Origin of the sequence: Acinetobacter dispersus, assembly GCF_009884975.1 — a bacterium.
Lineage (GTDB): Bacteria > Pseudomonadota > Gammaproteobacteria > Pseudomonadales > Moraxellaceae > Acinetobacter > Acinetobacter dispersus.
The window spans coordinates 1,314,664-1,341,355 of the sequence record NZ_CP041970.1 but is presented as its reverse complement, the minus strand read 5'-3'; the positions used below and the strand labels follow the sequence as shown (position 1 = coordinate 1,341,355).

The 26,692-nt window shown below is 39.6% G+C and carries 23 protein-coding genes and 1 pseudogene; 15 read left to right on the top strand and 9 right to left on the bottom strand.

What is annotated here, in order from left to right; genetic code table 11:
• Positions 1-83: 83 nt before the first annotated feature.
• Positions 84-575, top strand: coding sequence for a 2-C-methyl-D-erythritol 2,4-cyclodiphosphate synthase (gene ispF / locus FPL17_RS06055; protein WP_159883947.1), 492 nt, complete (start codon positions 84-86; stop codon positions 573-575).
• On the opposite strand, the gene FPL17_RS06050 is transcribed toward ispF, so the two are convergent.
• The 5 genes from FPL17_RS06050 to glnL all read right to left on the bottom strand — a co-directional run bounded on the left by FPL17_RS06050 (position 563) and on the right by glnL (position 5,639).
• Positions 563-1,087 carry a protein tyrosine phosphatase family protein gene (locus FPL17_RS06050; RefSeq protein WP_005188959.1) on the bottom strand — a complete coding sequence of 175 codons (525 nt, stop codon included), beginning with the start codon at positions 1,085-1,087 and terminating at the stop codon, positions 563-565. The two genes, ispF and FPL17_RS06050, sit on opposite strands and share 13 nt — an antisense overlap.
• A gap of 144 nt (positions 1,088-1,231) precedes the next feature.
• The gene (argF, locus tag FPL17_RS06045; RefSeq protein ID WP_005152630.1) at positions 1,232-2,152 is read right to left on the bottom strand and encodes an ornithine carbamoyltransferase; all 921 of its coding nucleotides are present in this window, start codon (positions 2,150-2,152) and stop codon (positions 1,232-1,234) included.
• Between the two features lie 111 nt (positions 2,153-2,263).
• Positions 2,264-2,905, bottom strand: coding sequence for a TetR/AcrR family transcriptional regulator (locus FPL17_RS06040; protein ID WP_159883945.1), 642 nt, complete (start codon positions 2,903-2,905; stop codon positions 2,264-2,266).
• A gap of 144 nt (positions 2,906-3,049) precedes the next feature.
• Positions 3,050-4,543 carry a nitrogen regulation protein NR(I) gene (gene glnG / locus FPL17_RS06035; protein WP_033133060.1) on the bottom strand — a complete coding sequence of 498 codons (1,494 nt, stop codon included), beginning with the start codon at positions 4,541-4,543 and terminating at the stop codon, positions 3,050-3,052.
• A complete protein-coding gene (glnL, locus tag FPL17_RS06030) occupies positions 4,530-5,639 on the bottom strand; it encodes a nitrogen regulation protein NR(II) (RefSeq protein WP_005188946.1) in 1,110 nt (369 codons plus the stop codon). The genes glnG and glnL overlap by 14 nt, the downstream gene beginning before the upstream one ends.
• A gap of 328 nt (positions 5,640-5,967) precedes the next feature.
• Here glnL and rimO point away from each other — a divergent pair, with 328 nt between their 5' ends.
• The 12 genes and pseudogenes from rimO to lpxA all read left to right on the top strand — a co-directional run bounded on the left by rimO (position 5,968) and on the right by lpxA (position 18,628).
• Positions 5,968-7,311, top strand: a complete 1,344-nt coding sequence (gene rimO / locus FPL17_RS06025; protein WP_159883943.1) for a 30S ribosomal protein S12 methylthiotransferase RimO — start codon at positions 5,968-5,970, stop codon at positions 7,309-7,311.
• Positions 7,312-7,362: 51 nt separating this feature from the next.
• The gene (gene pyrH / locus FPL17_RS06020) at positions 7,363-8,091 is read left to right on the top strand and encodes a UMP kinase (RefSeq protein WP_005152641.1); all 729 of its coding nucleotides are present in this window, start codon (positions 7,363-7,365) and stop codon (positions 8,089-8,091) included.
• Between the two features lie 343 nt (positions 8,092-8,434).
• Positions 8,435-8,989 carry a ribosome recycling factor gene (gene frr, locus FPL17_RS06015; protein ID WP_004807417.1) on the top strand — a complete coding sequence of 185 codons (555 nt, stop codon included), beginning with the start codon at positions 8,435-8,437 and terminating at the stop codon, positions 8,987-8,989.
• A gap of 7 nt (positions 8,990-8,996) precedes the next feature.
• The gene (gene uppS, locus FPL17_RS06010; protein ID WP_159883941.1) at positions 8,997-9,746 is read left to right on the top strand and encodes a polyprenyl diphosphate synthase; all 750 of its coding nucleotides are present in this window, start codon (positions 8,997-8,999) and stop codon (positions 9,744-9,746) included.
• Between the two features lie 2 nt (positions 9,747-9,748).
• Positions 9,749-10,573 carry a phosphatidate cytidylyltransferase gene (locus FPL17_RS06005; RefSeq protein WP_005188935.1) on the top strand — a complete coding sequence of 275 codons (825 nt, stop codon included), beginning with the start codon at positions 9,749-9,751 and terminating at the stop codon, positions 10,571-10,573.
• Positions 10,574-11,770 carry a 1-deoxy-D-xylulose-5-phosphate reductoisomerase gene (ispC, locus tag FPL17_RS06000; protein WP_159883939.1) on the top strand — a complete coding sequence of 399 codons (1,197 nt, stop codon included), beginning with the start codon at positions 10,574-10,576 and terminating at the stop codon, positions 11,768-11,770.
• A 5-nt stretch (positions 11,771-11,775) separates the two neighbouring features.
• Positions 11,776-13,130, top strand: a pseudogene (rseP, locus tag FPL17_RS05995) (RIP metalloprotease RseP).
• A 34-nt stretch (positions 13,131-13,164) separates the two neighbouring features.
• Positions 13,165-15,732, top strand: coding sequence for an outer membrane protein assembly factor BamA (gene bamA / locus FPL17_RS05990; protein ID WP_159883937.1), 2,568 nt, complete (start codon positions 13,165-13,167; stop codon positions 15,730-15,732).
• A gap of 44 nt (positions 15,733-15,776) precedes the next feature.
• Entirely contained in the window at positions 15,777-16,277 is a 501-nt protein-coding gene (locus FPL17_RS05985) for an OmpH/Skp family outer membrane protein (RefSeq protein WP_005212145.1), read from the top strand.
• Between the two features lie 3 nt (positions 16,278-16,280).
• Positions 16,281-17,351 (top strand): UDP-3-O-(3-hydroxymyristoyl)glucosamine N-acyltransferase, encoded by a 1,071-nt coding sequence (gene lpxD / locus FPL17_RS05980; RefSeq protein ID WP_159883935.1) that lies wholly within the window; start codon positions 16,281-16,283, stop codon positions 17,349-17,351.
• A 6-nt stretch (positions 17,352-17,357) separates the two neighbouring features.
• Positions 17,358-17,843 (top strand): 3-hydroxyacyl-ACP dehydratase FabZ, encoded by a 486-nt coding sequence (gene fabZ / locus FPL17_RS05975; protein ID WP_005152665.1) that lies wholly within the window; start codon positions 17,358-17,360, stop codon positions 17,841-17,843.
• Positions 17,840-18,628: an acyl-ACP--UDP-N-acetylglucosamine O-acyltransferase gene (lpxA, locus tag FPL17_RS05970; RefSeq protein WP_159883933.1), complete on the top strand. Its 789-nt coding sequence runs from the start codon at positions 17,840-17,842 to the stop codon at positions 18,626-18,628. The genes fabZ and lpxA overlap by 4 nt, the downstream gene beginning before the upstream one ends.
• Before the next feature lie 44 nt (positions 18,629-18,672).
• Here the strand turns inward: lpxA and FPL17_RS05965 are convergent, their stop codons facing one another.
• Positions 18,673-19,605 (bottom strand): AraC family transcriptional regulator, encoded by a 933-nt coding sequence (locus tag FPL17_RS05965; protein WP_159886807.1) that lies wholly within the window; start codon positions 19,603-19,605, stop codon positions 18,673-18,675.
• Between the two features lie 189 nt (positions 19,606-19,794).
• Here FPL17_RS05965 and FPL17_RS05960 point away from each other — a divergent pair, with 189 nt between their 5' ends.
• Together FPL17_RS05960 and gorA are read left to right on the top strand one after the other, a co-directional pair.
• A complete protein-coding gene (locus tag FPL17_RS05960) occupies positions 19,795-21,039 on the top strand; it encodes an alkane 1-monooxygenase (RefSeq protein WP_159883931.1) in 1,245 nt (414 codons plus the stop codon).
• Positions 21,040-21,197: 158 nt separating this feature from the next.
• The gene (gene gorA, locus FPL17_RS05955) at positions 21,198-22,550 is read left to right on the top strand and encodes a glutathione-disulfide reductase (protein ID WP_159883929.1); all 1,353 of its coding nucleotides are present in this window, start codon (positions 21,198-21,200) and stop codon (positions 22,548-22,550) included.
• Positions 22,551-22,612: 62 nt separating this feature from the next.
• Here gorA and FPL17_RS05950 read toward each other — a convergent pair whose 3' ends face one another.
• The 3 genes from FPL17_RS05950 to FPL17_RS05940 all read right to left on the bottom strand — a co-directional run bounded on the left by FPL17_RS05950 (position 22,613) and on the right by FPL17_RS05940 (position 26,666).
• Complete coding sequence (locus FPL17_RS05950; RefSeq protein ID WP_159883927.1) at positions 22,613-23,812, bottom strand: acyl-CoA dehydrogenase family protein; 1,200 nt, start codon at positions 23,810-23,812, stop codon at positions 22,613-22,615.
• A 22-nt stretch (positions 23,813-23,834) separates the two neighbouring features.
• Positions 23,835-25,121, bottom strand: a complete 1,287-nt coding sequence (locus FPL17_RS05945) for an acyl-CoA dehydrogenase family protein (RefSeq protein ID WP_171519534.1) — start codon at positions 25,119-25,121, stop codon at positions 23,835-23,837.
• Positions 25,122-25,397: 276 nt separating this feature from the next.
• Positions 25,398-26,666: an OprD family outer membrane porin gene (locus tag FPL17_RS05940; protein ID WP_159883923.1), complete on the bottom strand. Its 1,269-nt coding sequence runs from the start codon at positions 26,664-26,666 to the stop codon at positions 25,398-25,400.
• Positions 26,667-26,692 lie beyond the last annotated feature (26 nt).

Here is a 26,692-nt window from a genome sequence, read left to right as displayed (position 1 = left end):
CAGTCTAATTTGCTCAACGTACTATAGCGAAATAGAAAGCCTGAATACAAGATTTGTTCGGTATATTGTAAAAGGAAAATCATATGGTTGCTCAAATTCGGATTGGACAAGGGATGGATGTGCATGCGTTCGAAGGAGGTGATTTTGTTACTTTGGCAGGTGTCCAAATTCCACATACGCATGGTTTAAAGGCACATTCGGATGGGGATGTGGTATTACATGCGCTGAGTGATGCCTTGTTGGGCGCGTTAGCACTCGGTGATATTGGTCAGCATTTTCCAGATACAGACCCTGAATACAAAGGTGCAGATAGTCGTTTGTTACTCAAACATGTCTATCAATTGATTTTAGATCGTGGCTATCAGCTGAATAATGCAGACATTACGGTGGCTTGTGAACGCCCTAAATTAGCGAAGCATAATTTAGAAATGCGTCAAAGTATTGCGGATGTATTAGATGTGGATGTGACTCAAATTAGCATTAAAGCCACAACAACTGAAAAATTAGGATTTACTGGTCGCCAAGAAGGGATCTTGGCAACGGCAACGGTGTTAATTTCGCATCAAGCAAAATGATTGCTGTTTATTAATGACTGTTCAAGTTCTTGTGTTGCTTTACGACCTTGCAGTTGTAAAGTAATGCTATGAATTAAGCCTGTCCAAGTTTCGTTCGGTTCCCAAATTTGGTGTAAAAGTTCTTGGGCGGTTGGTAGGTCGATATTCATATAGAATTGGCGATAGAGATACATCAAACTACTGACACGCATATTATCGTCGCAATGTAGCCAAATAATTTCATTTTGAACTAGATGATCAATGAGATCTAAAACAAAAAGACATTGTTCAGAGCAAGGTACATCCCAGCCGATTGGAATATGAATGTAGTTTAATCCCAAGTCTAAACAAATTTGATCTTGCTCAGATAGATGGTTATCTGATTTGCTGGTCGCAAGATTAATGACAGTACTGCAACCATATTCTTTGATCTGTTGCAGTTGCTCAGCAGTCGGTTGAGCAGAGCTAAACAGATGCTCATGCACCAAAGAAAAGCTTGGTATTTGAGATAAGGCTTGTTCGAGTGAAGTCATAACATCCGCTGTGTGTTGAGTGAAGTTCTCATATCATGAGAAACTTAATCTAATGGGCTTGTCTTACTATAAGTGTTTTTATTCGGGTGTTCAATTTAGAACACACAAATAAAAACAGCATCGAATGATGCTGTTTTTTAAAACTTAGTCTTTTTTCAGATTCTCATTCAGTAAGAATTCCATCAACGCTTTTTGAGCATGCAAACGGTTTTCTGCTTCGTCCCAAACCACAGCATTTTTGTGGTCTAACATATTTTCTGAAATCTCTTCACCACGGTGCGCAGGCAAGCAGTGCATGAATAAGCAATCAGGGTGTGCCAAGTCCATAAGTTTTTCATTAACTTGGAAATCTGAGAATGCTTTTTCACGTAACTTCTGTTCTTCTTCCTGACCCATGCTAGCCCAAACATCCGTCACGATGAGATCTGCATTGACAGCTGCATCTTCAGCTTTATTGAAGACTTCTACGCAATCAGCAAACTCAGTGAGGAATCTTGCTTGTGGTTCATAACCTTCAGGTGATGCGATTTTAAGCTTAAAGCCCATCATATGTGCCGCTTCAATATATGAGTTACACATATTGTTACCGTCACCAATCCATGCAACGGTTTTACCTTCAATGCTGCCTCGGTGTTCTTGGAAGGTTTGCAAATCAGCAAGCAACTGACAAGGGTGGTGATCATCAGTCAGACCATTGATGACCGGTACCGTCGAGTAAGATGCAAAACGCTCTACAATATCGTGACCGAAAGTACGAATCATGACGATATCGAGCATGCTCGAAATGACACGTGCAGAATCTTCAATCGGTTCACCACGCCCTAATTGCGTGTCGCGTGGTGAAAGAAAAATTGCGTTACCACCAAACTGGCAAATACCTGCTTCAAAAGAAATACGCGTACGTGTGCTCGATTTCTCGAAAATCATTCCCAAAACTTTACCAGCAAAAGGTTGATAGACCGTATTGCTATGTTGCATGCGTTTAAGTTCTTGTGCGCGATCTAAAATACGCTGCAATTCTAAAGAGGATAGGTCTCGTAAAGTAAGAAAATGCCGAAGCGCCATATTTGCTCCCCCAATAATTATTGAATAAAAACAATAATTAAGTGATGATTAATGGGTGTGAAAAAAAAGGAATTGAATACTATACTATACGCGCAAAAAAAAGCAAAAGAATTAGACCTTTTGGTGGGCTTTTAAAAATAAATCTACAGAATAGTTAATATAATCAATGATTTCAGCATCATCTGCTGGTACATCTAAACCCATTAGATTACGCCACTCGACATCACGTAAAATGCCAAAATACATGGTTGAGGAGAATTGGGGTTTCGTACAATAAATCTCACCGCTGTTATGGGCATGCTCTAGTGCAAAAGCAATGGTATTTTGAATGTTGAGTGCACATTGATCATAAAAATAATGCGCGAGCTGTGCATCTTTTTGGGTTTGCTCGGTAAACATCCGCATGAAGGCAATATTTTCAGGTTGAATAATGTGGTGATAAAAACGTTGCAGGGTTTGTGTGAGATAACTTCTTAAATCAGGTTTTTCAGGTGTATAAGGAAAACAAACGCCTTTAAAGAAAACTTCTCTACGATAATCACAAATTGCAGTAAATAGGCCTTCTTTATTGCCAAAATATTTATAAATAGATGTTTTTGAACCACCTGCATGGTTGACGATATCATCCAAAGAGACTGCCTCATAACCTTTTTCTAGGAATAAATCGGTTGCGCACAATAATAGTGCGAGACGACGTTCTTCTCCGCGGCGAGTTTGAGGTTTAGCACAGCTTGGATAGCAAATATCAGACATTATCTACTTTGGGGTGGTTGGGGTGATTCTAGTATAACAAAAACCATATCCATTGTATGGTTATGGAATTGATGAGTGTTCCAAAATTTCTCAATTCAAATAAAAAAGCGAGTAACGTGTACTCGCTTTTTTATAGTCTTTTAATTAAGCAGAACGAATTTCTTCGTCATCATCATCATCGGTAGAATCCATACCGAGCTCTTTGAGTTTGCGGGTAAGGGTATTACGACCCCAACCTAAAAGCTCAGCGGCATGGCGTTTACGTCCACGCGTTTGTTGTAGCGCGGCATTAATCAGCGTGCGCTCAAACATAGGCGTTGCGATGTCTAAAAGCTTCATTTCACCATTTTTAAGCTTTTGGATCGCCCATTGTGCCAATAACTCATCCCAATGATGAACGGCAATGCGTTCAACCAAAGCAGGGCTGGTATTAGACGCAGCTTGAGCATCATTGTTCTTATGCACAGAGGCTTGCTTAAGCTCAGCAGGCAGATCTTCTGGGTAGACTTCACGACCTGTGATCATCACTGTTAACCAGCGACAAGTATTTTCCAGCTGACGCACATTACCCGGCCAAGGCAGTTGTTGCATATAGTCTGTGGTTTCAGTGCGTAAGATTTTAGGACTGACTCCAAGTTCTTTGCCTGCACGTGCCAAGAAATGCTGCGCTAACATCGGAATGTCTTCGCTACGATGAGATAGCTTTGGAATATGAATACGAATGACGTTTAGACGGTGATATAAGTCTTCACGGAAACGTCCTTCATTCACCAGTTTTTCCAAATCTTGATGGGTTGCAGCCACGATACGTACATCAACCTTGACTGGGATATGACCACCGACACGGTAGAACTCACCATCTGCTAAAACACGAAGCAAACGTGTTTGTGTTTCAAATGGCATATCACCGATTTCATCAAGAAATAAAGTACCGCCATTGGCTTGTTCAAAACGGCCTTGATGCTGTGTGTTTGCACCAGTAAATGCGCCTTTTTCATGACCAAATAACTCGGTTTCAATCAAGTCTTTTGGAATGGCTGCCATGTTTAATGCGATAAAAGGTTTGGCGCGACGAGGTGAGTGTTTATGCAGTGCATGGGCAACCAGCTCTTTACCTGTACCAGATTCACCATTAATCAATACAGTAATGTGTGATTGTGATAAGCGACCAATTGCACGGAATACTTCCTGCATTGCAGGTGATTCACCAATAATTTCGGTCGATTGCAATGGTGAAGCAGTTTTGGTTGCTTCTTGTTGTTGCAATTTATTGATATGCAAAATCGCACGATTAACCAAAGCCAATGCTTCATCGATATCGAATGGTTTCGGTAAATACTCAAAAGCACCTGTTTGATAACTCGAAACAGCTGACTCTAAGTCAGAGTGTGCGGTCATGATGATGACAGGCAGATCTGGATGCGTATTTTTAACTTTAGATAAGAAGGTTAAACCATCAATCCCTGGCATACGGATATCGGTTAAAATTACATCGGGCGCATCATCATGTAAACGCTCAAGCGCAGTCTGTGCCTCTTCAAAGTTGGTGACATCAAAACCCTCTTCTTTAAAGGTTTTTTCCAGTACCCAACGCATGGCACGATCGTCATCTATTACCCAAATTTTATTTCGTGACATGGTTTAACTCCCAAGGTAGATATAGGCTAAATACGGTTTTTCCTGGAACTGATTGACACTCAATCATTCCGTTATGTTGATGCATAATATTCTGAGCGATACTGAGACCCAGTCCTGTGCCTTTGGCACGGCCAGTGACTAGCGGATAGAAAACGGACTCCAAGATGCTCTCTGGAACACCGGGGCCATTGTCTTCAATGTCAATGCGAACTGTTGAGCGATTCAGCACACCATTAATGGTGACAAGGCGTTGTATTCGGGTTCTTAAAACCAGCTCTGGTTCTGAGTCGGTAAAGAAGTCTTTATTCTCAGTCATGGCCTGTACAGCATTGACACTGATGTTGAGCATGACTTGAATCAATTGGTCCCGATCGGCCATAACGTCGGGTAAAGAAAGGTCATAGTCGCGTGTGATCTTAATTTTTTTCTTGGTTTGATTTGCAATGAGGGAGCGAACGCGTTCTAAAGGTTCATGCACATTGACATGTTCGTAGCTTGGTAATTGACGTGAACCGAGCATGGTGTCCGCAAGATTGGTCAAACGATCAACTTCACTAATAATAATGTCGGTAAATTCACGATAGTTATCATCACCCAGACTACGGGCAAGTAGTTGTGTTGCGCCACGAATACCTGCTAAGGGGTTTTTAATTTCATGTGCTACGCCGCGAACTAACTGACGAGCCACTTGATGTTGTTGAACTAGGTTTTCTTCTTTCGAAATTTTCAACATACGGTCAATTGGATTGAGTTCAATTAACAGGAGTGGATGATAGCTTTTGCCTGCATTGAGTTGTGATACCGTGTAATCGACATGAATCGGTTTGAAATTCACATTGATCACGGCTTCACGACGGGTATAGTGTTGCCCACTTTCTAAAGTGTTTAATAATGCTTCATGTGTATTAAACGAATCATCATGTGCATGTAGTAAATTTAATACAGGTTGACCCGAAGCACGGAGCAAGCTGATATCAAATAATGCTTCACAAGCAGAATTTAAATAAAAAATATTAAGCTTACTATCGACCAATAAAATGGCAGTGCTCAGATTATCTACTAAGAGTCGATAGTCGATAGTGTTCTGTTGATCCATTTGTGAATCATCCTGTTTTAAAATGGCGCAATAAATATAAATTTTAATGAATAGCCATTAACTTCTAAAATGTACTTTATGCAAAATACAAGCCAACTTTGTATTAACTAAATTTCAATCACTTAAATCTGAAAGAATCGATTTATACGGTATTTTTCACATACATCCGCTTATTTCAATATTTTATTATGTTCCAAATTGGTGCGTTGTTGGATTTTATTTAAAATTTTGGTTGTATTTTGGTGCATTACACAAAGAGATGGCTTTGCAGCTATGCGTAAGCAAAGAAAAGTCATACAATACGCCGATTCTAGTGGAGCGCAGATTCATGAAGACCCCCAAAGTCGGTTTTGTATCTTTAGGTTGTCCTAAGGCATTGGTAGATTCTGAACGAATTTTAACTCAGTTAAAGACTGAAGGTTATCAAGTCGCATCAGATTATGACGGTGCAGATTTGGTTGTTGTTAATACCTGTGGTTTTATTGAATCTGCAGTACAAGAGTCTTTAGACGCCATTGGCGAAGCCATGAGTGAAAATGGTCGAGTAATCGTTACTGGCTGTTTAGGTAAAGACGAAGACAAAATTCGCCAGATGCACCCAAATGTTCTTAAAGTAACAGGTGCAGCAGCCTATCAAGATGTAATGGAAGCAGTACATGAATATGTACCAGCACCGCCAAAACATAACCCGTTTATTGATTTAGTCCCAGAGCAAGGTGTTCGTTTAACACCGAAGCATTATGCTTATTTAAAAATCTCGGAAGGGTGTAATCACCGTTGTACATTCTGCATTATCCCTAGCATGCGTGGCGACCTTGTGTCTCGTCCTGTTGGGAAAGTGATGGATGAAGCAGCTGCACTTAAGCGTGCGGGAGTAAAAGAGATTCTGGTGATCTCTCAGGATACTTCTGCCTATGGTGTGGATACCAAGTACAAGTTAGATTTTTGGAATGGCCAGCCAGTTAAAACCAAATTCTATGATATGTGTGAAGCACTTGGTCAGTTAGGTATTTGGGTACGTTTACATTACGTTTATCCATATCCGCATGTGGATGCTGCGATTGATTTGATGGCTCAGGGCAAAATCCTGCCTTATTTAGATATTCCTTTTCAGCACGCCAGTCCGCGCATCTTAAAATTGATGAAGCGACCAGCTCATAGTGAAAATACTTTAGAGCGCCTGAAACTATGGCGTGAAAAATGCCCTGAATTGGTGATTCGCTCAACTTTCGTTGTTGGTTTCCCAGGTGAAACGGAAGAAGATTTCCAAATGTTGTTGGAATGGTTAAAAGAAGCGCAATTAGATCGCGTTGGCTGTTTTACCTATTCACCTGTTGAGGGTGCAACAGCAAATGATCTTCCAGACCATGTGCCAGAAGAGATCAAGCAAGAGCGTTATGAACGCTTCATGGAAGTGCAGCAAGCAATTTCAGCAGCTAAATTGCAAAAACGTATTGGTCAGAGAATGACGGTATTGGTTGATAGCTTGGAAGAAGAATTCCCTGTGGCCGTTGCGCGCTCATATGCAGACGCACCTGAAATTGATGGTAACGTTTTTGTTGAAGATATTGATAAGAGTCTGATTAAAGCAGGTAACTTGCTTGAAGTTGAAATTACGGATGCGGATGAGTATGACTTGTTTGCAAAGTTAATTCAGATTAAATCAGCTTGATGTTGAATTAAATTTAAGAAAGTTTTGAGATTGGTCGGTTTGGAGAAAAGTATGTCAGCTTCTAAGAATCCACGTTATGCACGTATTTTGCTAAAGCTTTCAGGTGAAGCTTTAGCAGGCAATAAAGATATGGGTATTGATGCCCAAGTATTAGATCAAATGTCACTTTCAATCGCTCACTTGGTTGGTTTAGGCGTTCAAGTTGGTATTGTTGTTGGTGGTGGTAATTTGTATCGCGGTAGCCAATTGCAAAAAGATGGTTTGGTTGGTCGTGTTACGGGTGACCAAATGGGTATGTTGGCAACGGTAATGAATGGTTTGGCACTGCGTGATGCATTGGTACGCCGTAATATCAAAACGCGTTTAATGTCAGCTTTGTCGATTGGTACCGTGGTTGAGCCATATTCAAGCCGTGATGCGATTCGTCACTTAAGCCAAGGCGAAGTTTGTGTATTTGTTGCGGGTACAGGTAACCCATTCTTTACTACGGACACAGCTGCTTGCCTGCGTGGTATTGAGATCGAATCAAACTTGATTTTAAAAGCAACTAAAGTTGATGGAGTTTATAATAAAGATCCAAGTAAGTACGATGATGCGGTTAAATATGATCATTTAACTTTTGATCAGGTTTTAGATGAGAAGCTTGGTGTAATGGATCTTACGGCAATTTGTTTATGTCGTGACCACAATGTTCCATTGCAAGTTTTTGATATGAACAAATCTGGTGCGTTACTTTCTGTTGTAATGGGCGAAAAAGAGGGTACTCACGTTACTAATTAGGGTTTGTTAATATTTCACCATGCATTGCGTTATAGACTAAAACAACACAAACTAGGCATGAAGCGAAAATAATGGCGATACCCTTATTGAGTTTCATAACGACGTTTGTGGCAGTTTTAGTCATAACCCAGAGGGGCAGGAATCTTTTTTGGCGCTACTGCGTTATGTTTAATTTATTTAGAATGGCTAAATTTCATAAAACATGCCTTGTATCGCCTAAAAAACATTCTCTGTCGCAATCATCTGTGAAATGTTAATAAACCCTCATGTACGTGAGCCATAAAGCTCTTTATACTAATGTCTAAATATTTTGTAATACCTATGAATAAGTAAGGAAGATCATATGATTAACGATCTCAAACAAGATGGCGAACAGCGTATGCAGAAGTCGCTTGACTCGTTAGAGTTAGGCTTTGCTAAAGTTCGTACAGGTCGTGCGCACCCATCTATTTTAAATGGTGTGATGGTTTCTTACTATGGCTCTGATGTTCCATTGAATCAAGTGGCAAACGTTGGACTTGAAGATTCACGTACACTATTGGTTCAACCATTTGAGCGTTCGATGGTTGCTGCGATTGATAAAGCGATTCGTGAAGCAGGTTTGGGATTGAACCCAATTACTGCTGATGCAATCCGTGTACCAATGGCGGCATTAACTGAAGAAACTCGTCGTGACATGCAGAAGGTTGCTCGTTCAGAAGCTGAAAATGCCAAAGTTGCGATTCGTAATATTCGTCGTGATGTGTTAGGTGATATCAAAGCATTGTTGAAAGAAAAAGAAATTTCTGAAGATGATGATCGCCGTGCATCAGATGAAATCCAGAAAATGACTGATAAATATGTTGCAGAAGTTGATAAGCGTCTTGCAGCGAAAGAAGCAGAGTTGATGAAGGTCTGATATTACTATGACCTTGCAAGAAGAACCGCTTCTTCCTCAACATGTTGCCATCATCATGGATGGCAACAATCGTTTTGCCAAAAAAAAGCAAATGCAAAAAGGCGATGGGCATCGAGAAGGCAAGAATGTCTTGGATCCTATTGTTGAGCATTGTAAAAAAGAAGGTGTTCGTGCATTAACGGTTTTTGCATTCTCAAGCGAAAACTGGAATCGACCACAGTATGAAGTTGATCTGTTAATGAGATTGTTAGAAGAAACAATTCATGAGCAGCTGCCTCGTATGGAGAAATTCAATATCGCGCTTCGTTTCATTGGAGACCGTTCTCGGTTATCGAATGAGTTGCGTGATTTAATGCGATATGCAGAGCAGAAAACAGCAGTTTTTGATTCAATGACACTCACCATTGCCATTAGTTATGGTGGCATGTGGGATATGGCTCAGGCCGCAAAAGTCATTGCTCAAGATGTGCTTGCTGGAAAACTTCAAGCAGATCAGATAAATGTTGATTTATTTGATAAATATGTCAGTCTAAATGATCTTCCTGCTGTCGATTTGTTAATTCGTACAGGCGGTGACTATCGTTTGTCTAACTTTTTACTGTGGCAAGCTGCGTATGCCGAATTGTATTTTACCGATACTTTATGGCCCGAGTTTACAGTGAAAGAGTTAGATCACGCATTTCGTGTTTTTTCAGGACGTGAAAGACGCTTTGGTAAAACCTCAGAACAGATTCAACAAGCGAAAATAGAGAATTAATAATGTTAGAGCGGATTATTACCGCATTGGTGTTAGTTGCTGTTGTTTTAAGTTGCATGTTTGCAACGCAATCACATTATCCAATGTTTATGCTTATGATTTTAGCTGCGGGGGTTGCAGGTTATGAGTGGTTTAAGCTTATGCCTCGTGCAGTCGCGCCTGTGTCAAAACCTAAAGCGTGGGTATATGGTGGATGTGTTGCAGCAATATCAACACTGGCATTATTCTTTGATGATGTCGCACTTTTACTGTGGGCAGCATCTATTCTTACGTGGTTAGGCAGTATTTATTGGGTTAAAAATTTCCCTGAATCAGATAGTTGGTACAACGTATCCTTATATGTAGTTGGCTTTATTCTGATATCTGCTGCTGTTACCGCACTTTATGCCGTTTGGCATAGTTCGCCATGGTGGTTGATGTATTTGTTCCTGTTAGTATGGGGTGCGGATAGTGGTGCATATTTCGTTGGGCGTAAATTTGGTAAGAAAAAACTCGCACCATTTGTAAGCCCAAATAAATCTGTTGAAGGTTTATATGGCGGCATTGCAACTACAATTATCATTATGTTGGTTGTACAATATTTCTATTTAAATTTAAGTGTTGTACAGCTTATTTTATTTTTAATCCTTTCAATAGTTACCGTGTTTGCATCTGTGTTAGGTGATTTGTTTGAATCTATGATTAAGCGTCGTGCGGGAATCAAAGATTCAGGTCGTGTTCTTCCTGGGCATGGTGGTGTATTAGATCGTATAGATTCTTTACTTGCTGCTGCACCGATTTTTGCGACAGGTATGTATATATTAAAACTTATTGGTGTAGATCTTTAAATGACTCAAGCTGTTTGTATATTGGGTGTTACGGGTTCAATTGGACAAAGTACTTTAAAAGTATTGGAACAACACCCAGATCAATACACTGTATTTGCAGTCTCTGCATATAGTCGTTTAGATGAACTTTTAGAAATTTGTAAAAAATATCATCCGAAAATTGTTGTTGTACCAAATGAAAAAGCATTTGAGTTGCAGCAACGTTTCAATCAAGAAAATCTAAAACAGATTGAAATTTTAACGGATGAAGCAGGTTTGATCACAATTGCTGAACATGTTGATGTCGATATTGTGATGGCAGCGATTGTGGGTGCGGCTGGACTGTTGCCCACACTTGCTGCTGTAAAAGCAGGTAAGCGTGTTCTATTAGCGAATAAAGAATCATTGGTGATGTCAGGCGACATCATGATGCAAGCTGCAAAAGATAATAATGCGCTGTTATTGCCTGTGGACTCTGAGCACAATGCAATCTTTCAATCTTTACCTCATAATTATTTAAATGCAGAAAGAACAGGCCAGCCACAATTGGGTGTTTCGCAAATTCTTTTAACTGCATCGGGTGGTCCTTTTCTGAATCACACCTTAGAACAATTGCATGATGTAACACCGCAACAAGCATGTAAGCATCCAAACTGGTCTATGGGGCAGAAAATTTCGGTTGATTCAGCAACTTTAATGAATAAAGGCTTAGAATTGATCGAAGCTTGTCATTTGTTTTCAATATCAGAACATTTTGTTACAGTTGTTGTTCATCCACAAAGTATTATTCATTCCATGGTGCAATACGTGGATGGTTCAACTTTGGCACAAATGGGTAATCCTGATATGTGTACGCCGATTGCACATGCATTGGCATGGCCAAAACGTTTGGCAACACATGTTCCTGCTTTAAATTTATTTGAAACAGCTCAATTAAATTTCCAATCACCTGATCTTGTTAAATTTCCAGCATTGGATTTAGCACGTCAGGCAATGCGTGCGGGTGGTTTAGCGCCAACCATTTTAAATGCGGCTAATGAAATTGCGGTTGCAGCATTTTTGCAGCAAAGGATTCGATTTACTCAGATTGCTCAAGTGGTCGAAAATACTTTGCAAACTGTACAAAATGCTAAAGCAGAAAACATAGACATCATTTTGCAGACTGATATGATCGCAAGACGGATTGCAGAAAAGTATATTGTGAGTATAGGAGGCTAAATCGTATGAATGCACTATTTATGATTGTTGCAGCGATTTTATTGCTTGGCCCTCTGATCGCAATTCATGAATTTGGTCATTATTGGGTTGCACGTAGATTAGGTGTCAAAGTGTTGGTTTATTCCATCGGCTTTGGTCCAACTTTATTGAAATGGCAATCTAAAAAATCAGGGATTCAATATCAGCTTTCGGCATTACCTCTAGGTGGTTATGTCAAAATGTTGGATGAGCGAGAAGGTAATGTTGCTGAGCAAGATTTGCCTTATGCATTTAACCGTCAATCTCCGTGGAAGCGGATTGCAATTGTCGCTGCTGGTCCTCTGATTAACCTGATTTTTGCAGTGTTTCTGTTCTGGATTTTATTTTTACCAGCACAAGAGCAGTTGAATACTCGTATTGGTAAAGTGATACCAAATACGCCAGCCGCTCAGGTTGATTTAAAAGTGGGCGATAAGATTATCAATGTTGACGGACAAACAACGCCAACATGGGAAAGCTAAATTATGCTTTAGTCAATCGTGTTGGTGAAACTGGGCAAGTCTCGATCATTGTTGATCGTGCTGGAACTGAAAAACAATTTAGTTTACCTATTAAAGAATTTTTAAAAGATCAAAGTCAGTCGCCTTTGGATGTACTGGGTTTTCTACCATATCGTCCTCAGATTCCTGCAGTGGTTAAAGAATTAAGCACTGATGGTGCTGCAATACGCCAAGGTATGAAAGCTGGCGACCAAATTGTTGCAATTGATAACGTAGCAATGAAAGATTGGTTTGATGTAGTTGCGGTTGTTCAAAGTTCGCCAGAAAAGCTTTTAAATATTGATGTGATGCGTCAAGGTCAACTTGTCCATTTGCAAGTGATGCCTCAAGGGCAGCGCGATAATATGGGTAATACGACGGGAATGCTTGGTGTGAAAAGTGATGCAGGTAAAATCACAATTCCGAATGATTATAAGCAAACCATTCAATATTCACCTATAGAAGCTTTGGTTGTTGCATTTGAAAAGACCACACAGCTTTCGGGCATGATTTTTAACTCTATTATCAAAATGGTACGTGGTTTAATTGGTTTGGATAATTTATCTGGTCCAATCACCATAGCAAAAGTCGCTGGCCAAAGTGCTGAAATGGGTTGGCAAACCTTTATTTCATTTATGGCTTTGATGAGTGTGAGCTTGGGAATTCTAAATTTATTACCCATTCCGATGCTTGATGGTGGTCACTTAGTTTATTACTTCATCGAAGCAATTCGTGGTAAACCTGTTTCTGAACAAATACAGATGTTTGGTCTAAAAGTTGGTATGGTACTGCTCGGTAGCATGATGCTTTTGGCTTTATTTAACGACTTCATGCGTTTATAACAACGCAAATGGAATTTAACTTACTGGAAAATATATGGGCATGCGTCACACACATTTATTAATGCCTTTGGCACTGGTTAGTGCGATGGCAGTGGTACAACAAGCATACGCAGCAGATGAGTTTCTTGCACGAGATATACGAATTGATGGCTTAGTGCGTTTAACACCTGCAAGTATCTATTCTATGTTACCAATAAATAGTGGCGATAGAGTAAGTGACCCAATGATTGCTGAGTCAATCCGCACTTTATATGCCTCAGGTTTATTTGACGATATTAAAACCTATAAAGAAAATGATGTTTTAGTCTTTAAAGTTGTTGAACGTCCAATTATTTCGAAATTGGAATTTAAAGGTAATAAACTTATTCCGAAAGAAGCTTTAGAACAAGGCTTAAAGAAGATGGGTATTGCCGAAGGTGAAGTATTTAAGAAGTCTGCATTGCAGACCATTGAAACTGAGCTTGAGCAACAATACACCCAGCAAGGTCGTTATGATGCAGATGTAACGGTTGAAACGGTGGCTCGTCCGAATAACCGTGTTGAGTTAAAACTTAACTTTAATGAAGGTACGGCAGCGAAAGTATTCGATATCAATATTATTGGTAATACGGTCTTTAGCGATAGCGATATCAAGCAAGCCTTTGCGGTGAAGGAAAGCGGTTGGGCTTCTATTGTTACCCGTAATGACCGCTATGCACGTGAAAAAATGGCTGCAAGTTTGGAAGCTTTACGTGCCTTATATTTAAACAAAGGTTATATCAACTTTAATATCATCAACTCTCAATTAAATATCAGTGAAGATAAAAAACATATCTTTATTGAGGTTTCAGTTGATGAGGGTAGCCAGTTTAAGTTTGGTGAAACAAAGTTCTTAGGTGATGCACTTTATAAACCTGAAGAGTTGCAAGCACTTAAATTGTATAAAGATGGCGAAACGTATTCGCAAGAAAAAGTGAATGCAGTCAAGCAATTGTTATTGCGTAAGTATGGTAATGCAGGCTATTACTATGCTGAAGTGAATGTTGTACCTGATATTAATAATGAAACAGGTATTGTTGGTTTAAACTATTATATCAATCCAGGTCAACAGGTTACGGTACGTCGTATTAATTTCACCGGCAACAGTAAAACTGCTGATGAAGTATTGCGTCGTGAAATGCGCCAAATGGAAGGTGCATTGGCAAGTAATGAAAAAATTGACTTATCTAAAGTTCGTTTAGAGCGTACAGGCTTCTTTAAAACAGTTGATGTTAAACCTGTTCGTGTTCCAAACTCTCCAGATGAAGTTGATTTGAATGTGAATGTTGAAGAGCAACATTCAGGTACAACCACGCTGGCTGTAGGTTATTCGCAAAATGGTGGTGTAACCTTCCAAGCCGGTTTAAGTCAAACCAACTTTATGGGTACGGGTAATCGTGTTGCGATCGATTTATCTCGTTCAGAAACTCAAGATTACTATAACTTAAGTGTGACTGACCCATACTTCACCATTGATGGTGTCAGCCGTGGTTATAACGTTTACTATCGTAAAACCAAGTTAAACAAAGACTATAACGTTAATAACTATGTAACTGATAGTATCGGCGGTAGTTTAAGTTTTGGTTATCCGATTGATGAAAACCAAAGTTTGAGTGCCTCTATTGGTATAGATCAAACTAAGGTAAGAACAGGTCCAAGTGTTTCAACTTATATCCGTGATTATTTATTGGCGAACGGTGGTAAGCAAACCTCTACAAGCTCTTACTGTTCAGGTACTTATAAGTCACAAAAAGATATTGATGCAGAAAAAGGAAAGACGCCACCTAATCCACTACCAGATGGCTATGATTTAGCTACCAATTGTGTTGATAAAGATTTCAATGCAATGAATCTAACAGAATATGGTAATGCGTTTGAAGGTACTTTCTTAACCTATATGTTAAATTTAGGTTGGTCTTATAATACATTGAATAGACCAATTTTCCCGACATCGGGTATGTCGCATCGTGTTGGTTTAGAAATTGGTTTACCAGGCAGCGATGTTGATTATCAAAAGTTGACTTATGATGCTCAAGCATTTAAATCACTTTGGGGCGGGTTCGTACTTCGTGGTTATGGTAAGTTAGGTTATGGTAATGATTTACCATTCTATAAAAACTTCTATGCAGGTGGTTATGGCTCAGTACGTGGCTATGATAACAGCTCATTAGGACCTAAATACCCAAGTGTAATTTTCCAAGAGCAAGGGCAAAATGACCCGGATCCTGAAGAAGTTGGCGGTAATGCTTTGGTTCAGTTTGGTACAGAACTTGCCCTTCCTTTACCATTTAAAGGTGATTGGACTCGTCAAGTGCGTCCAGTCTTATTTGCCGAAGGTGCTCAAGTTTTTGATACGAAATGTGACATACCAAAAGGTAAAGTCTACGGTACAAATATTGATATGAAGCAATATTGCAACGATAACAATAAGTTTGATCTCGGCAATATGCGTTATAGCGTTGGTGTTGGCTTCACATGGATTACCATGATTGGTCCATTATCGCTGAGCTATGCATTCCCATTGAATGATAAACCAGGCGATGACACCAAATCTATCCAATTCGAAATCGGTCGTACCTTCTAAGGACGACCTCGTTTAGCGCGGTAAAATATATAAAGGATGCAATAATGAAAAAATTAACAATGTTGATGTTAGGTTTAGGGTTTACGGTTTCTGCAACTGTAAATGCTGCTGGTCTTGCTGTAGTTGATTTAGCTAAAGTTGTTGAAAGCAGTACTTATCTAAAACAACAAAATGCGAGTCTTACTCAGTCAGTAAAACCTACTTCAACTCGACTTGAGCAATTGGGTAAAGAGTTAGAGTCTTTACAGCAAAAAGCACAGACCGACGGTCAAAAAATGAATCAGGCGGATATCCAAAAGCTCACTGCTCAGTATCAGTCGAAGTTAAGTGAGTTTAATAGCACTCAACAAGGTTTACAGACCAAAGTTCAGTCAAGCTTACAAGCAATGAATACAACTTTTGAATCTCGTGTTAAGCAAGCTGCTGAACAATTGCGTAAAGAAAACAACTTTGACTTCATTTTGAATAAAAATTCTACGATAGCCTCTGACGCTCAGTATGATTTAACTGATAAAATGATTCAAAAGGTTAACGCAATTAAATAATCAATGAATAGACGTACTTATCGTTTAGAAGAAATTGCTCACCTTGTCAAAGGTGAGCTTTTCGGTGAAAAAGATTTCCAAATTTCAGATTTGGCAAGTTTTGAATGTGCACAAAAACAGCATATTTGCTTTGTAAATAATGACAAATATTTAGCACAAGCAGAAGCGAGTCATGCGGGTGCATATATCGTTACAGCCGCACTTAAACAACAACTCGCAAGTAAACAAAATTTTATTGTTGTTGACAACCCTTATTTAGCATTTGCTATGTTAACGCACTTGTTTGAAAAAAAGATTTCTCAGCGAGGTATTGAGCGTAGTGCTCAAATTCATCCTTCTGCCATTATTGCCGATGATGCTTATATTGGGCATTACGTTGTTATTGGTGAAAACTGTGTTGTGGGTAGTAATACAATTATCCAAGCACATGCATTCCTTGATGATGATGTCGAAGTGGGTAAAGATTGCTTTATTGATGCACATGTTACGATTACGGGTGCTGCAAAATTAAAAGATCGTGTTCGTATTCATGCCAATACAGTGATTGGTTCAGAAGGGTTTGGCTTCGCACCTTATCAAAATAAGTGGCATCGTATTGCGCAGCTGGGTTCAGTTCGTATCGGAAATGATGTCCGGATTGGTTCTAACTGCAGTATTGATCGCGGTGCATTGGACGATACAATTCTGGCTGATGGTGTCATTATTGATAACCTTGTGCAAATTGCTCACAATGTTCAGATTGGAGAAAATACTGCGATTGCTGCAAATTGCGGAATTGCAGGAAGTGCAAAAATTGGCAAAAACTGTATCATGGGTGGCGCCTCAGGGGTGGTTGGACATCTTGAAATAACCGATAATGTCACTCTTACCGCGATGTCAATGGTCACAAAAAATATTTCTGAAGCTGGAACGTATTCTTCAGGGATGGGGCTTTTTGAAAATAGTCATTGGAAAAAGACAATTGTACGTCTCAGACAATTAGCAGATGTGCCATTGACCCAAATCACTAAAAGGCTTGATCATATGCAAGCTCAATTAGAGTCCCTTGAATCAACCTTTAAGTTACGTAAATAATTTATTATGACTGAGACTACATTACCTGCATTCACGATGCCTGAATTACCCATGGATATTCTTACGATTCGTGAATATTTACCGCATCGTTATCCATTTTTACTCGTTGATCGCGTTACAGAAATTACTGAGAATAGTATTGTCGGTTATAAAAACGTTTCTATTAATGAAGAGTTTTTCCAAGGGCATTTCCCGACCTATCCAATTATGCCTGGTGTACTGATGATTGAAGCATTAGCACAGGTTTCTGGAATTTTGGGTTTTGTCTTAACTAATCAAAAGCCGAAAGCAGGTTCGCTGTTCTTATTTGCAGGTGCAGAAAAAATCAGATTTAAGAAACAAGTTGTTGCAGGTGACCAGCTTGTCTTAAAATCAGAACTTGTGATGCAAAAACGTGGCATTTACAAGTACAATTGTACGGCTAGTGTCGATGGCATTGTTGCTGCGACGGCAGAGATTATTATTTCCCACCAGAAAATTGAGCAGACATGAGTAGTCAAAATTTAATACATCCCACAGCAATTATTGACCCGTCTGCAGAAATCGCATCTGATGTACAAATTGGTCCGTATAGCGTTGTGGGTCCAAATGTAAGTATTGACTCAGGTACAAAATTACATTCACATGTTGTCATTGGTGGATTTACCAGAATTGGAAAAAATAATGATATTTTTCAATTCTCAAGTATTGGGGAAATTTGTCAGGATTTAAAATATCAGGGCGAAGAAACTTGGTTAGAAATTGGTGATCATAACTCGATTCGTGAACATTGTACTTTACATAGAGGCACGGTTCAGGATCATAGCCTGACCAAAATTGGCAGCCATAACTTGTTGATGGTCAATACACATATTGCGCATGACTGTGTGATTGGCAATCATAATATTTTTGCCAATAATGTGGGTGTTGCTGGGCACGTCCATGTGGGCGATCATGTAATTGTTGGCGGTAATGCGGGTATTCATCAATTCTGCCGTATTGATTCCTACAGTATGATTGGCGGAGCAGCCTTAATTCTTAAAGATGTACCAGCCTATATCATGGCTTCTGGTAATCCGGCACGTGCTTATGGTATGAATATCGAAGGCATGCGTCGCAAAGGCTGGTCAAGAGACACTATTCAGGGCTTAAGAGAAGCTTATAAGCTGATCTATAAATCAGGTTTAACTGCTGAGCAGGCAATTGAACAGATTCGTAGTGAAATTCTAGTGAAAACGCCAGAAGCGCAATTGTTTATTGACTCCTTAGAGCAATCAACGCGTGGTATTGTGCGTTAATTGCTAGATTGAAAAAAAAGACACTGAGGTGTCTTTTTTTATGCTTAGTTTTCCTGTTCTACAAATTGTTGCCGATATTGTTTAGGTGAATGCTCAAAAGTACGTTTAAAAGCCTGACTAAAAGCAGTTTCTGATGAGTAACCCACTTTATTGGCAATTTGTTGAACTGAATAATTACTTTTACGTAGATATTGGCTTGCTAGGCGCATACGATGTTGCTGTAAATAAGCGAGCGGTGATTCACCAATCACTTCATGGAATAGACTGGCAAACTTTGAACGTGACATGCAGCATTGTTCTGCCAATGATTCAACCGTCCAAGCATCTTCAGGATGATTGTGAATGGCTGCCAAACTGTTACTGAGCTCAGGATGATTTAAAGCGCTGAGCCAACCATGTTGACTTGAGATTTGTTGAATATGATCTCGAATACATTTGATTAATAAAATATTGACCAAATGATCGATGATGATATCGCGGCCAGCTTGAATATTCTGCGTTTCTAAGGCCAGAAAGTGTAAGCCGATTTGCAGCCATTCAGGTGCATTGGTATCTCCATGTTGGAGATGAATGATTGAAGGTAAGGCCTGAATAAAAGGACGGGCCATAATGGTATCAATCTGGCAACGCACGGTTAGAATGAGGTTTTTCTCAGATGACTGAGTACCGAATTCGATAGCATCTTCTTTATGGCCATCGAACAGCTTTGAAATATCAACGGCATCGACCAGTTTAGTAATCGTATTATCTGCGCCTGTATGTGCTTTTCCTGACGGAATAACCACAATTTCACCCGCATGTGCAGTTAAACTATTTTGTGCGTCAATTTGAATAAAAACAGAACCAACTAAAACAATATGAACAATTAAGGCGGTTTGATCTTGGCAGATAAAACTCCATTCTCCTTGAGTTTTCAAGTAGATATATTCAGTGTGATTTAAATGAATATCAGCAAATATTTTACTTAAAGCATCCATATGATTTTTTAACGATGTATTCATTTAAATTATAGAGAGCTGCGCCAATAACTCAATATGTGTTTATAGGACAAAAACAGGGTGGATGATGCCAAAGACTTTGACATAGCTTTTTTGGACGCTTGCAACTGTCATGAATTTCATAATTCCTCAAAATATACTTATATATACAAAGACATGGATTCGATGATGAATGCGCCAGTAAATGTTGAGCAAGAACTTACGCCAGTAAGCATTCCAAAGTCAAAAACTCAGTTGGATCGGAAACGTTATTTATGGGCGATTAGCCCAGCTTTGCCTGTAATCGGAATTGGTATTTTGGCAGGTTATCAATTTGCACCACGTCCATTGAAAAAAATCTTTGCTTTAGGTGGTCCAATTGTTTTACACATTGTGATTCCAACAATTGATACGATTATTGGGAAAGATGCCAATAATCCAACTGATGAAGATATTAAGCTGTTAGAAAAAGACCCATATTATTCTCGATTGGTAAAAAGCTTTATTCCACTACAATATGCAGCTAATGTCTATGCGTGTTATTTAACCAGCCGTAAAGAAACATCGTTTATGGATAAGATTTTTCTTGGTATTTCAATGGGTGCAATCAACGGGATTGCGATTAATACCGCACATGAGTTAAGCCATAAACATGATCGTATTGACCATATTCTGTCGCATTTAGCCTTAGTGCCAACAGGTTATAACCATTTCCGAATTGAACATCCTTATGGCCACCATAAACGTGCTGCTACACCTGAGGATCCAGCATCTTCACAAATGGGTGAAACATTCTATGAGTTTTGGCCACGTACCGTGATTGGTTCTTTTAAATCTGCAATTGAGATTGAAACCAATCGTCTAAAACGTAAAGGTAAAGAATTCTGGTCAACTGAGAATGAACTATTACAAGGCTGGGGAATGAGTGCAGCTTTTCATGGTTCAATGGTGGGTTTGTTTGGTAAGGGTGTTATTCCTTATTTAGCGACTCAAGCGTTCTATGGCATTAGTTTGTTTGAGATTATTAACTATATCGAACACTATGGTTTAAAACGTCAAAAGGATAAGAATGGTAAGTATGAGCGTACCATGCCAGAACATAGCTGGAACAATAATAATATTGTGACCAATTTATTCTTGTATCAGTTACAACGTCATTCGGATCATCATGCTTATCCAACACGCCCATTCCAAGCTTTACGTCATTTTGATGAAGCACCTGAATTGCCTAGTGGTTATGCAAGTATGTTATTACCAGCTTTGATTCCGCCACTATGGTCAAAAATGATGGATAAACGTGTATTTGATCACTACAAAGGTGATTTAAATAAAGCCAATATTTTCCCGAAACGTCGTGCAAAACTGTTTAAGAAATTTGGTGTGGTTGATCAGTCGCTGACTGAAGTTTCTAGCGAGATGGCAACTACAGCATAATCCAAACTGCTTTGCCAAAGCAGGGCACTGATGAGCAATCGTCAGTGCCTTTTTATTTTCTTGTATAAAAAGCTTAACCAAGTACAGATTTTGAATATTCTTACTGTATATCTATGTATAACTTAAAAATAATCTTGTAATTGGTTTATGAGGCAAAGATGACAAAACATTATGATTATATTGCGATTGGTGGTGGTAGTGGTGGGATTGCATCAGTGAATCGTGCTGCGATGTATGGAAAAAAATGTGCCTTAATTGAAAAATCTGAAATAGGCGGGACTTGCGTCAATGTCGGTTGTGTTCCTAAAAAAGTGATGTGGTATGCCGCCCATGTCGCTGAATCGATTCAGAAATATGGTCCTGATTATGGTTTTAATACTAAAGTTGAGTCATTTGATTGGCAGGTTTTAATCAAAAATCGGCAGGCCTATATTGATAGAATTCATCAATCTTATCAAAGTAGCCTAAGCAAAAATCAAGTCGATCTTATTCAGGGTGCAGCTTATTTCATTGATAAAAATACCATTGAGGTTAATGGTGATCGCTTTACGGCAGATCATATTCTGATTGCAACAGGTACACAGCCCTCTCTACCTAACATAGAGGGAGTGGAATATGGCATAGATTCGAATGGCTTCTTTGGGTTAAGTGCTTTACCAAAAACCACCGCTGTGATTGGTTCGGGCTATATTGCAGTGGAATTGGCAGGTGTGCTGAATGCTTTGGGTTCTCAGGTTGGATTGTTCATTCGTAAGGATTTACCTGTAAGACGCTTTGATTCTTTTTTAAGTGAAACCTTGGTCGAAGTGATGCGAACAGATGGTATTGCTGTACATATCCAAGCTGTTCCTCAAAAGGTTACGAAAAACACAGATGGTAGTGTTGCACTGCATTTGGAAAATGGCGAAACGCATAAAGTGGATTGTCTGATTTGGGCAACTGGTCGAGAGCCAAATACTGCGAGTTTGAATTTGGAGAAAGCCAATGTCCAGTTGGATGAGCGAGGCTATATTCAAGTTGATAAATTCCAGAATACCTCACAGCAAGGAGTTTATGCGGTAGGTGACATTACGGGGAAAATGGAGCTCACACCTGTCGCTGTAGCTGCTGGGCGAAGATTGTCCGAACGACTCTTTAATCATAAGTCAGATGAATATTTAGATTATGACAATATTCCAACTGTAGTCTTTAGCCATCCACCGATTGGCACAGTGGGAATTACTGAGCAAGAAGCAATTGAAAAATATGGTCAAAAAGAGGTTAAGGTCTATAACTCTTCGTTCACTGCTATGTATAGTGCGATTACTCAACATCGTCAACCAACCAAGATGAAACTAGTCTGTGTAGGTGAAAATGAAAAAATTGTCGGTATTCACGGTATCGGTTTTGGGATGGATGAGATTTTACAAGGTTTTGCTGTTGCCTTGAAAATGGGAGCAACCAAGAAAGACTTTGATAATACTGTTGCGATTCACCCAACCTCGGCGGAAGAGTTCGTGACCATGCGATAGTTAATGGTCTGGATATAAAAAGGACGTTATTGCAACGTCCTTTTTTTTGACTCATCAAATTCTTACTTTAATTCACTTGATGATTTACCTAATTCGCGACGGGCAATGATCAGTTGCTGAATTTGTTGGGTACCTTCAAAAATATCCAAAATTTTTGAGTCACGTGCCCATTTTTCCAGTAATTCATCCTCAGCATAACCAACACTTGCAGCAAGTTCGACACATTTCAGTGTGATCTCATTGCATACGCGACCCGCTTTTGCCTTCGCAATCGAAGCTTCTTTAGAGTTTGGCTTTTTATTGTCTGCCATCCAAGTTGCTTTGATCGTTAACAAGCGGGCAGCTTCCCATTCAGCTTCCATGCGATAAATCTGTGCAGCAAGGTTTGAGGTCTGTAAATATGGTGTTTTATAGTCTGCATCAAGCTGATCTTTAAAGAGTTCTTTGATACGTTCCAAAGAGGCTTTAGCACAACCAATGGCCATTGCTGCAACCAGTGGGCGGGTATTATCAAAAGTTTCCATCACGCCTGCAAAGCCTTTGGCAACATCGATTTCTGCATTGCCCAATAAATTAGCAGCAGAAACACGGCAGTCAATAAAGCTAATTACGGCAGTATCCGAGGCTTTAATCCCCAGTTTGTGCTCAAGACGTTCGACTTTCATTCCTGCTGTACCTTTTGGTACAACAAAAGATTTGATTGCAGCACGACCTAGTTTTTTATCCAAAGTTGCCCAAACCACCACAGAGTCAGCACGCTCACCTGAAGTGACAAAGATTTTCTCACCGTTGAGAATGTATTCATCACCATCTTTAGTGGCAGTAGTACGAATTGCTGCAGAATCAGAGCCACAACCAGGCTCGGTAATTGCCATGGCAGCCCATGTATTTTTAAAACGCTCTAGTTGTTCATCATTGGCAACCGCAGCAATGGCTGAATTTCCTAAACCTTGGCGCGGCATAGTAAGTAACAGGCCTGTATCGCCATAGCACATTTCAATCACACCCAGAGCGGTTGACATATTATTGCCATTTTTATTGCCAGATTCAGTTTCACCTCGTTTGCCCACTGCTGCACCAGCATTAATACCTTCACCGCCTTCGTTCATACCATCAATCAAAGAAGCAAGCATATCGAGCTCTTTTGGATAGGCATGTTCGGCTTTATCATATTTGCGTGAGATTGGGCGTAGTACATTCAATGCAACTTCATGTGCTTGATCGACCATCATTTTGAATTTTTTAGGACTTTGTAAGTTCATTGTATTCTCCTTAGGTCGTCAATTAAGCATGTAAGCCAGAATGTAAGACTGCAGTTGCACGTAGATCGCGGTACCAGCGCTCAACAGGATGTTCTTTGGTAAAGCCATGACCACCTAAGATCTGCACACCATCTGTACCGATTTTCATTGATTTTTCTGCACAGAGCAGGCGGGCTAAATAGGCTTCTCGATGAAACGGTTTGCCTACTTCTGCCAAGCTTGCTGCATTGAGCACCAGCATGCGCATGGCATCGATTTCAATGGCCATATCCGCAATCATAAAGGCAACACTTTGACGGTGCGAGATTGGTTCACCAAAGGCAGTACGTTCATTGGCATATTTGATACAGTATGCTTTGATTGCTTCACAGGTCCCAATAGACATGGCACACCACATCAGATTGCCAAGATCAACAAATGCAGTGTAATCAAAATCGCTGTCGCCTAAACGTAAGGCAGGAGTCTGATTGAATTGCAGTGTTGCAGTTTCAGCGGCTTTTAATCCCATTGCAGGGTTGGCTTTAATGGAGATGCTTTCATTAGATTGCACCACGAAAATATCAGGCTGACCATTAAACTCTGCACTCACAAGGAATACATCCGCAGTATCACCTAGAACCACTAAGGTTTTTTCACCGGTGATATAGAATTGTCCATTGGCTTCGGTTGCTGTGGTTTTTAACTGGAATGGATTAAAAGCAGGCGTTGCTTCTTGAAAAGCGAAGCTTGCGGTGACATCAGTATCTTCTGCAAACACAGGTAAATACATCGATTGGACTTGGGTTGAACCCCAACGCGTGATTGCATTAATTATACTGAAACTGCTCAGTAGTCCAGCAGTTAAACTAAAATCTCCCTTAGCAAGACTCTCGGCAATCAGGATATTACTGACAATATTTTGTTCAGCTGCAACACCACCTAAAGCCTCTGGTAATGCATAGTAATTCAAGCCTAAATCGACTAGGTGTTGCCAAAGTTGTTCTGGAAACTGTGCATTATGGTCTGCATCATGCGCCAAAGCATATAAAACTTCTTCAGCAAATTGTGACATCGCGTCAACGGTCATTTGTTGTTCTTCAGTCAGACTGAGATCAAACAGATTTTTATTGACCTGATTTGGCAGACGTTGTTTATCGATCGCTTGTGGCTTAAATGCTTTTTGTGTTTTTGTCAGTACTTTAAAGCCAGTTTTTGAACCTTGATATAATGATTTCTCTACAAATTTTCTTAATTTGAGTTGATCAAGTACTTCGCTTCCTGCGATTTTTGTGATCAAAGATAGCCCAAATCCTTGCGCTTTATTCATCATATTCGACATGGTTTTATCCTAGAGGATGGTTGTAAAATTATGCTGACATGCTCCAATGAAAAAGACTATGTCTTGTTTGACATGCCGATTGGAGAAAGATAAAGGGTAATTTGACTAACTATGCTATTTTATCCATTTGTTTTTTAATGACTTTTAAAAAATAACAAAAAATGAAATTAAAAAAAATTGACCAAACTGACAGACTGCTGATGTTATTGAATCGTTGTATGATCACTGGGTCATATCGGAATGGCTGCCAGTGATCATGATTTCTTCTTAGAAGCGTTTACTATAGTTCACAAACAAACGGTCCTCGCCAAAGTCATTACCGTGTTCCACATCATAGTCAATGCGGATGTATTGCAGTGCAAAGCCTTTGAGATAGGGCTGTTGAAAGGCGTAGTTCAGAATAAGATTGGATTCAGTCTCGTGATTTTTCTCACCATTGGCTGCTTTAAAATCATGACCATAGACATATTTCACCATCGCATTTAGCCCAGGCACGTAGTCCTTAAAATCATAGCCATACATCAGGTGATAAGACTTTTCATTCTTTTTAAAGAAGCCTGTGGCATTCCAGTTAATAAAATAGGTTTCAGGTAGGAAGCCGTCAGGCAGCGGATAAGCGGACTCACCTATAATCTGCTGATAACCTAAACCAAAGGACTGATTATTCGCTTTTAACATTTCCAGAATTCCAATATTTTGGGCATCAATATCAAAGTTATTGCCATCATTTTTGGCATTGAAATACTTGAACTTGGAGTTAAGGCTGAAATTTGGTTGCTTCCATGTATGGTCTAAGCCTAGATAGTGCTTGTTGTATAAGTCTTCTAAATTAGCAAAGTAATATTCTGCTTTAAGGGATGGAGTGAACTGATAGCGTAAATCCAGATAATTTAAACCATCGGAATATTCGGTTTTACCATTGGAAGTAAAGGAGAACTTGCGAAAATCTTCTTCATTGCGAGGAGATACTTTGGTTACTCGGCCTATTTCGGCATAGAGCTGATCAGAAAGTTGTGACTTTAAGTTAGCGCCCCAATAGGAAGCGAGTAACTGGCGGCTGTTGTCAACTGCGGTTACAGGTAGATCAAGCCACAGTTCACCAATACTTAACAAGGTTTTGTCATAACCAAGTTTAAGTGTTGCTCCATATTTTAAAAAGTCAGACGCTTGTGATTGAGTTTGTGTTTCAAATGGTAAGACGGTATCAGCTACATGCTTGTCTTTACTTAAACGCACTGCATATTGAACAGAAGCATCTGCACCAATCGTGATAGGCTTATCTGCGATTTGTAGCGGTGTGTCATGTAGTTGAGATGTATAAAATAACGAAGCTGCCTGTGACCAACTGCCTGTATCTTTAAGGTTTGGGTTGTCATAGTCGCGGTTGATATAGGCATTTTTCAGGGTAAATTTCCACTCTTCCTGAGTAGATTTGCCGTTTTCAGCTGCAACAACTATCGGGCTGGAGCATCCAAGCATGACGAATAAAATTGCTGCTCTTAAGTATAACGGGTTAAATTTATGTACGTGATTCATAATCCATATCCAATTTTAGTACGCCA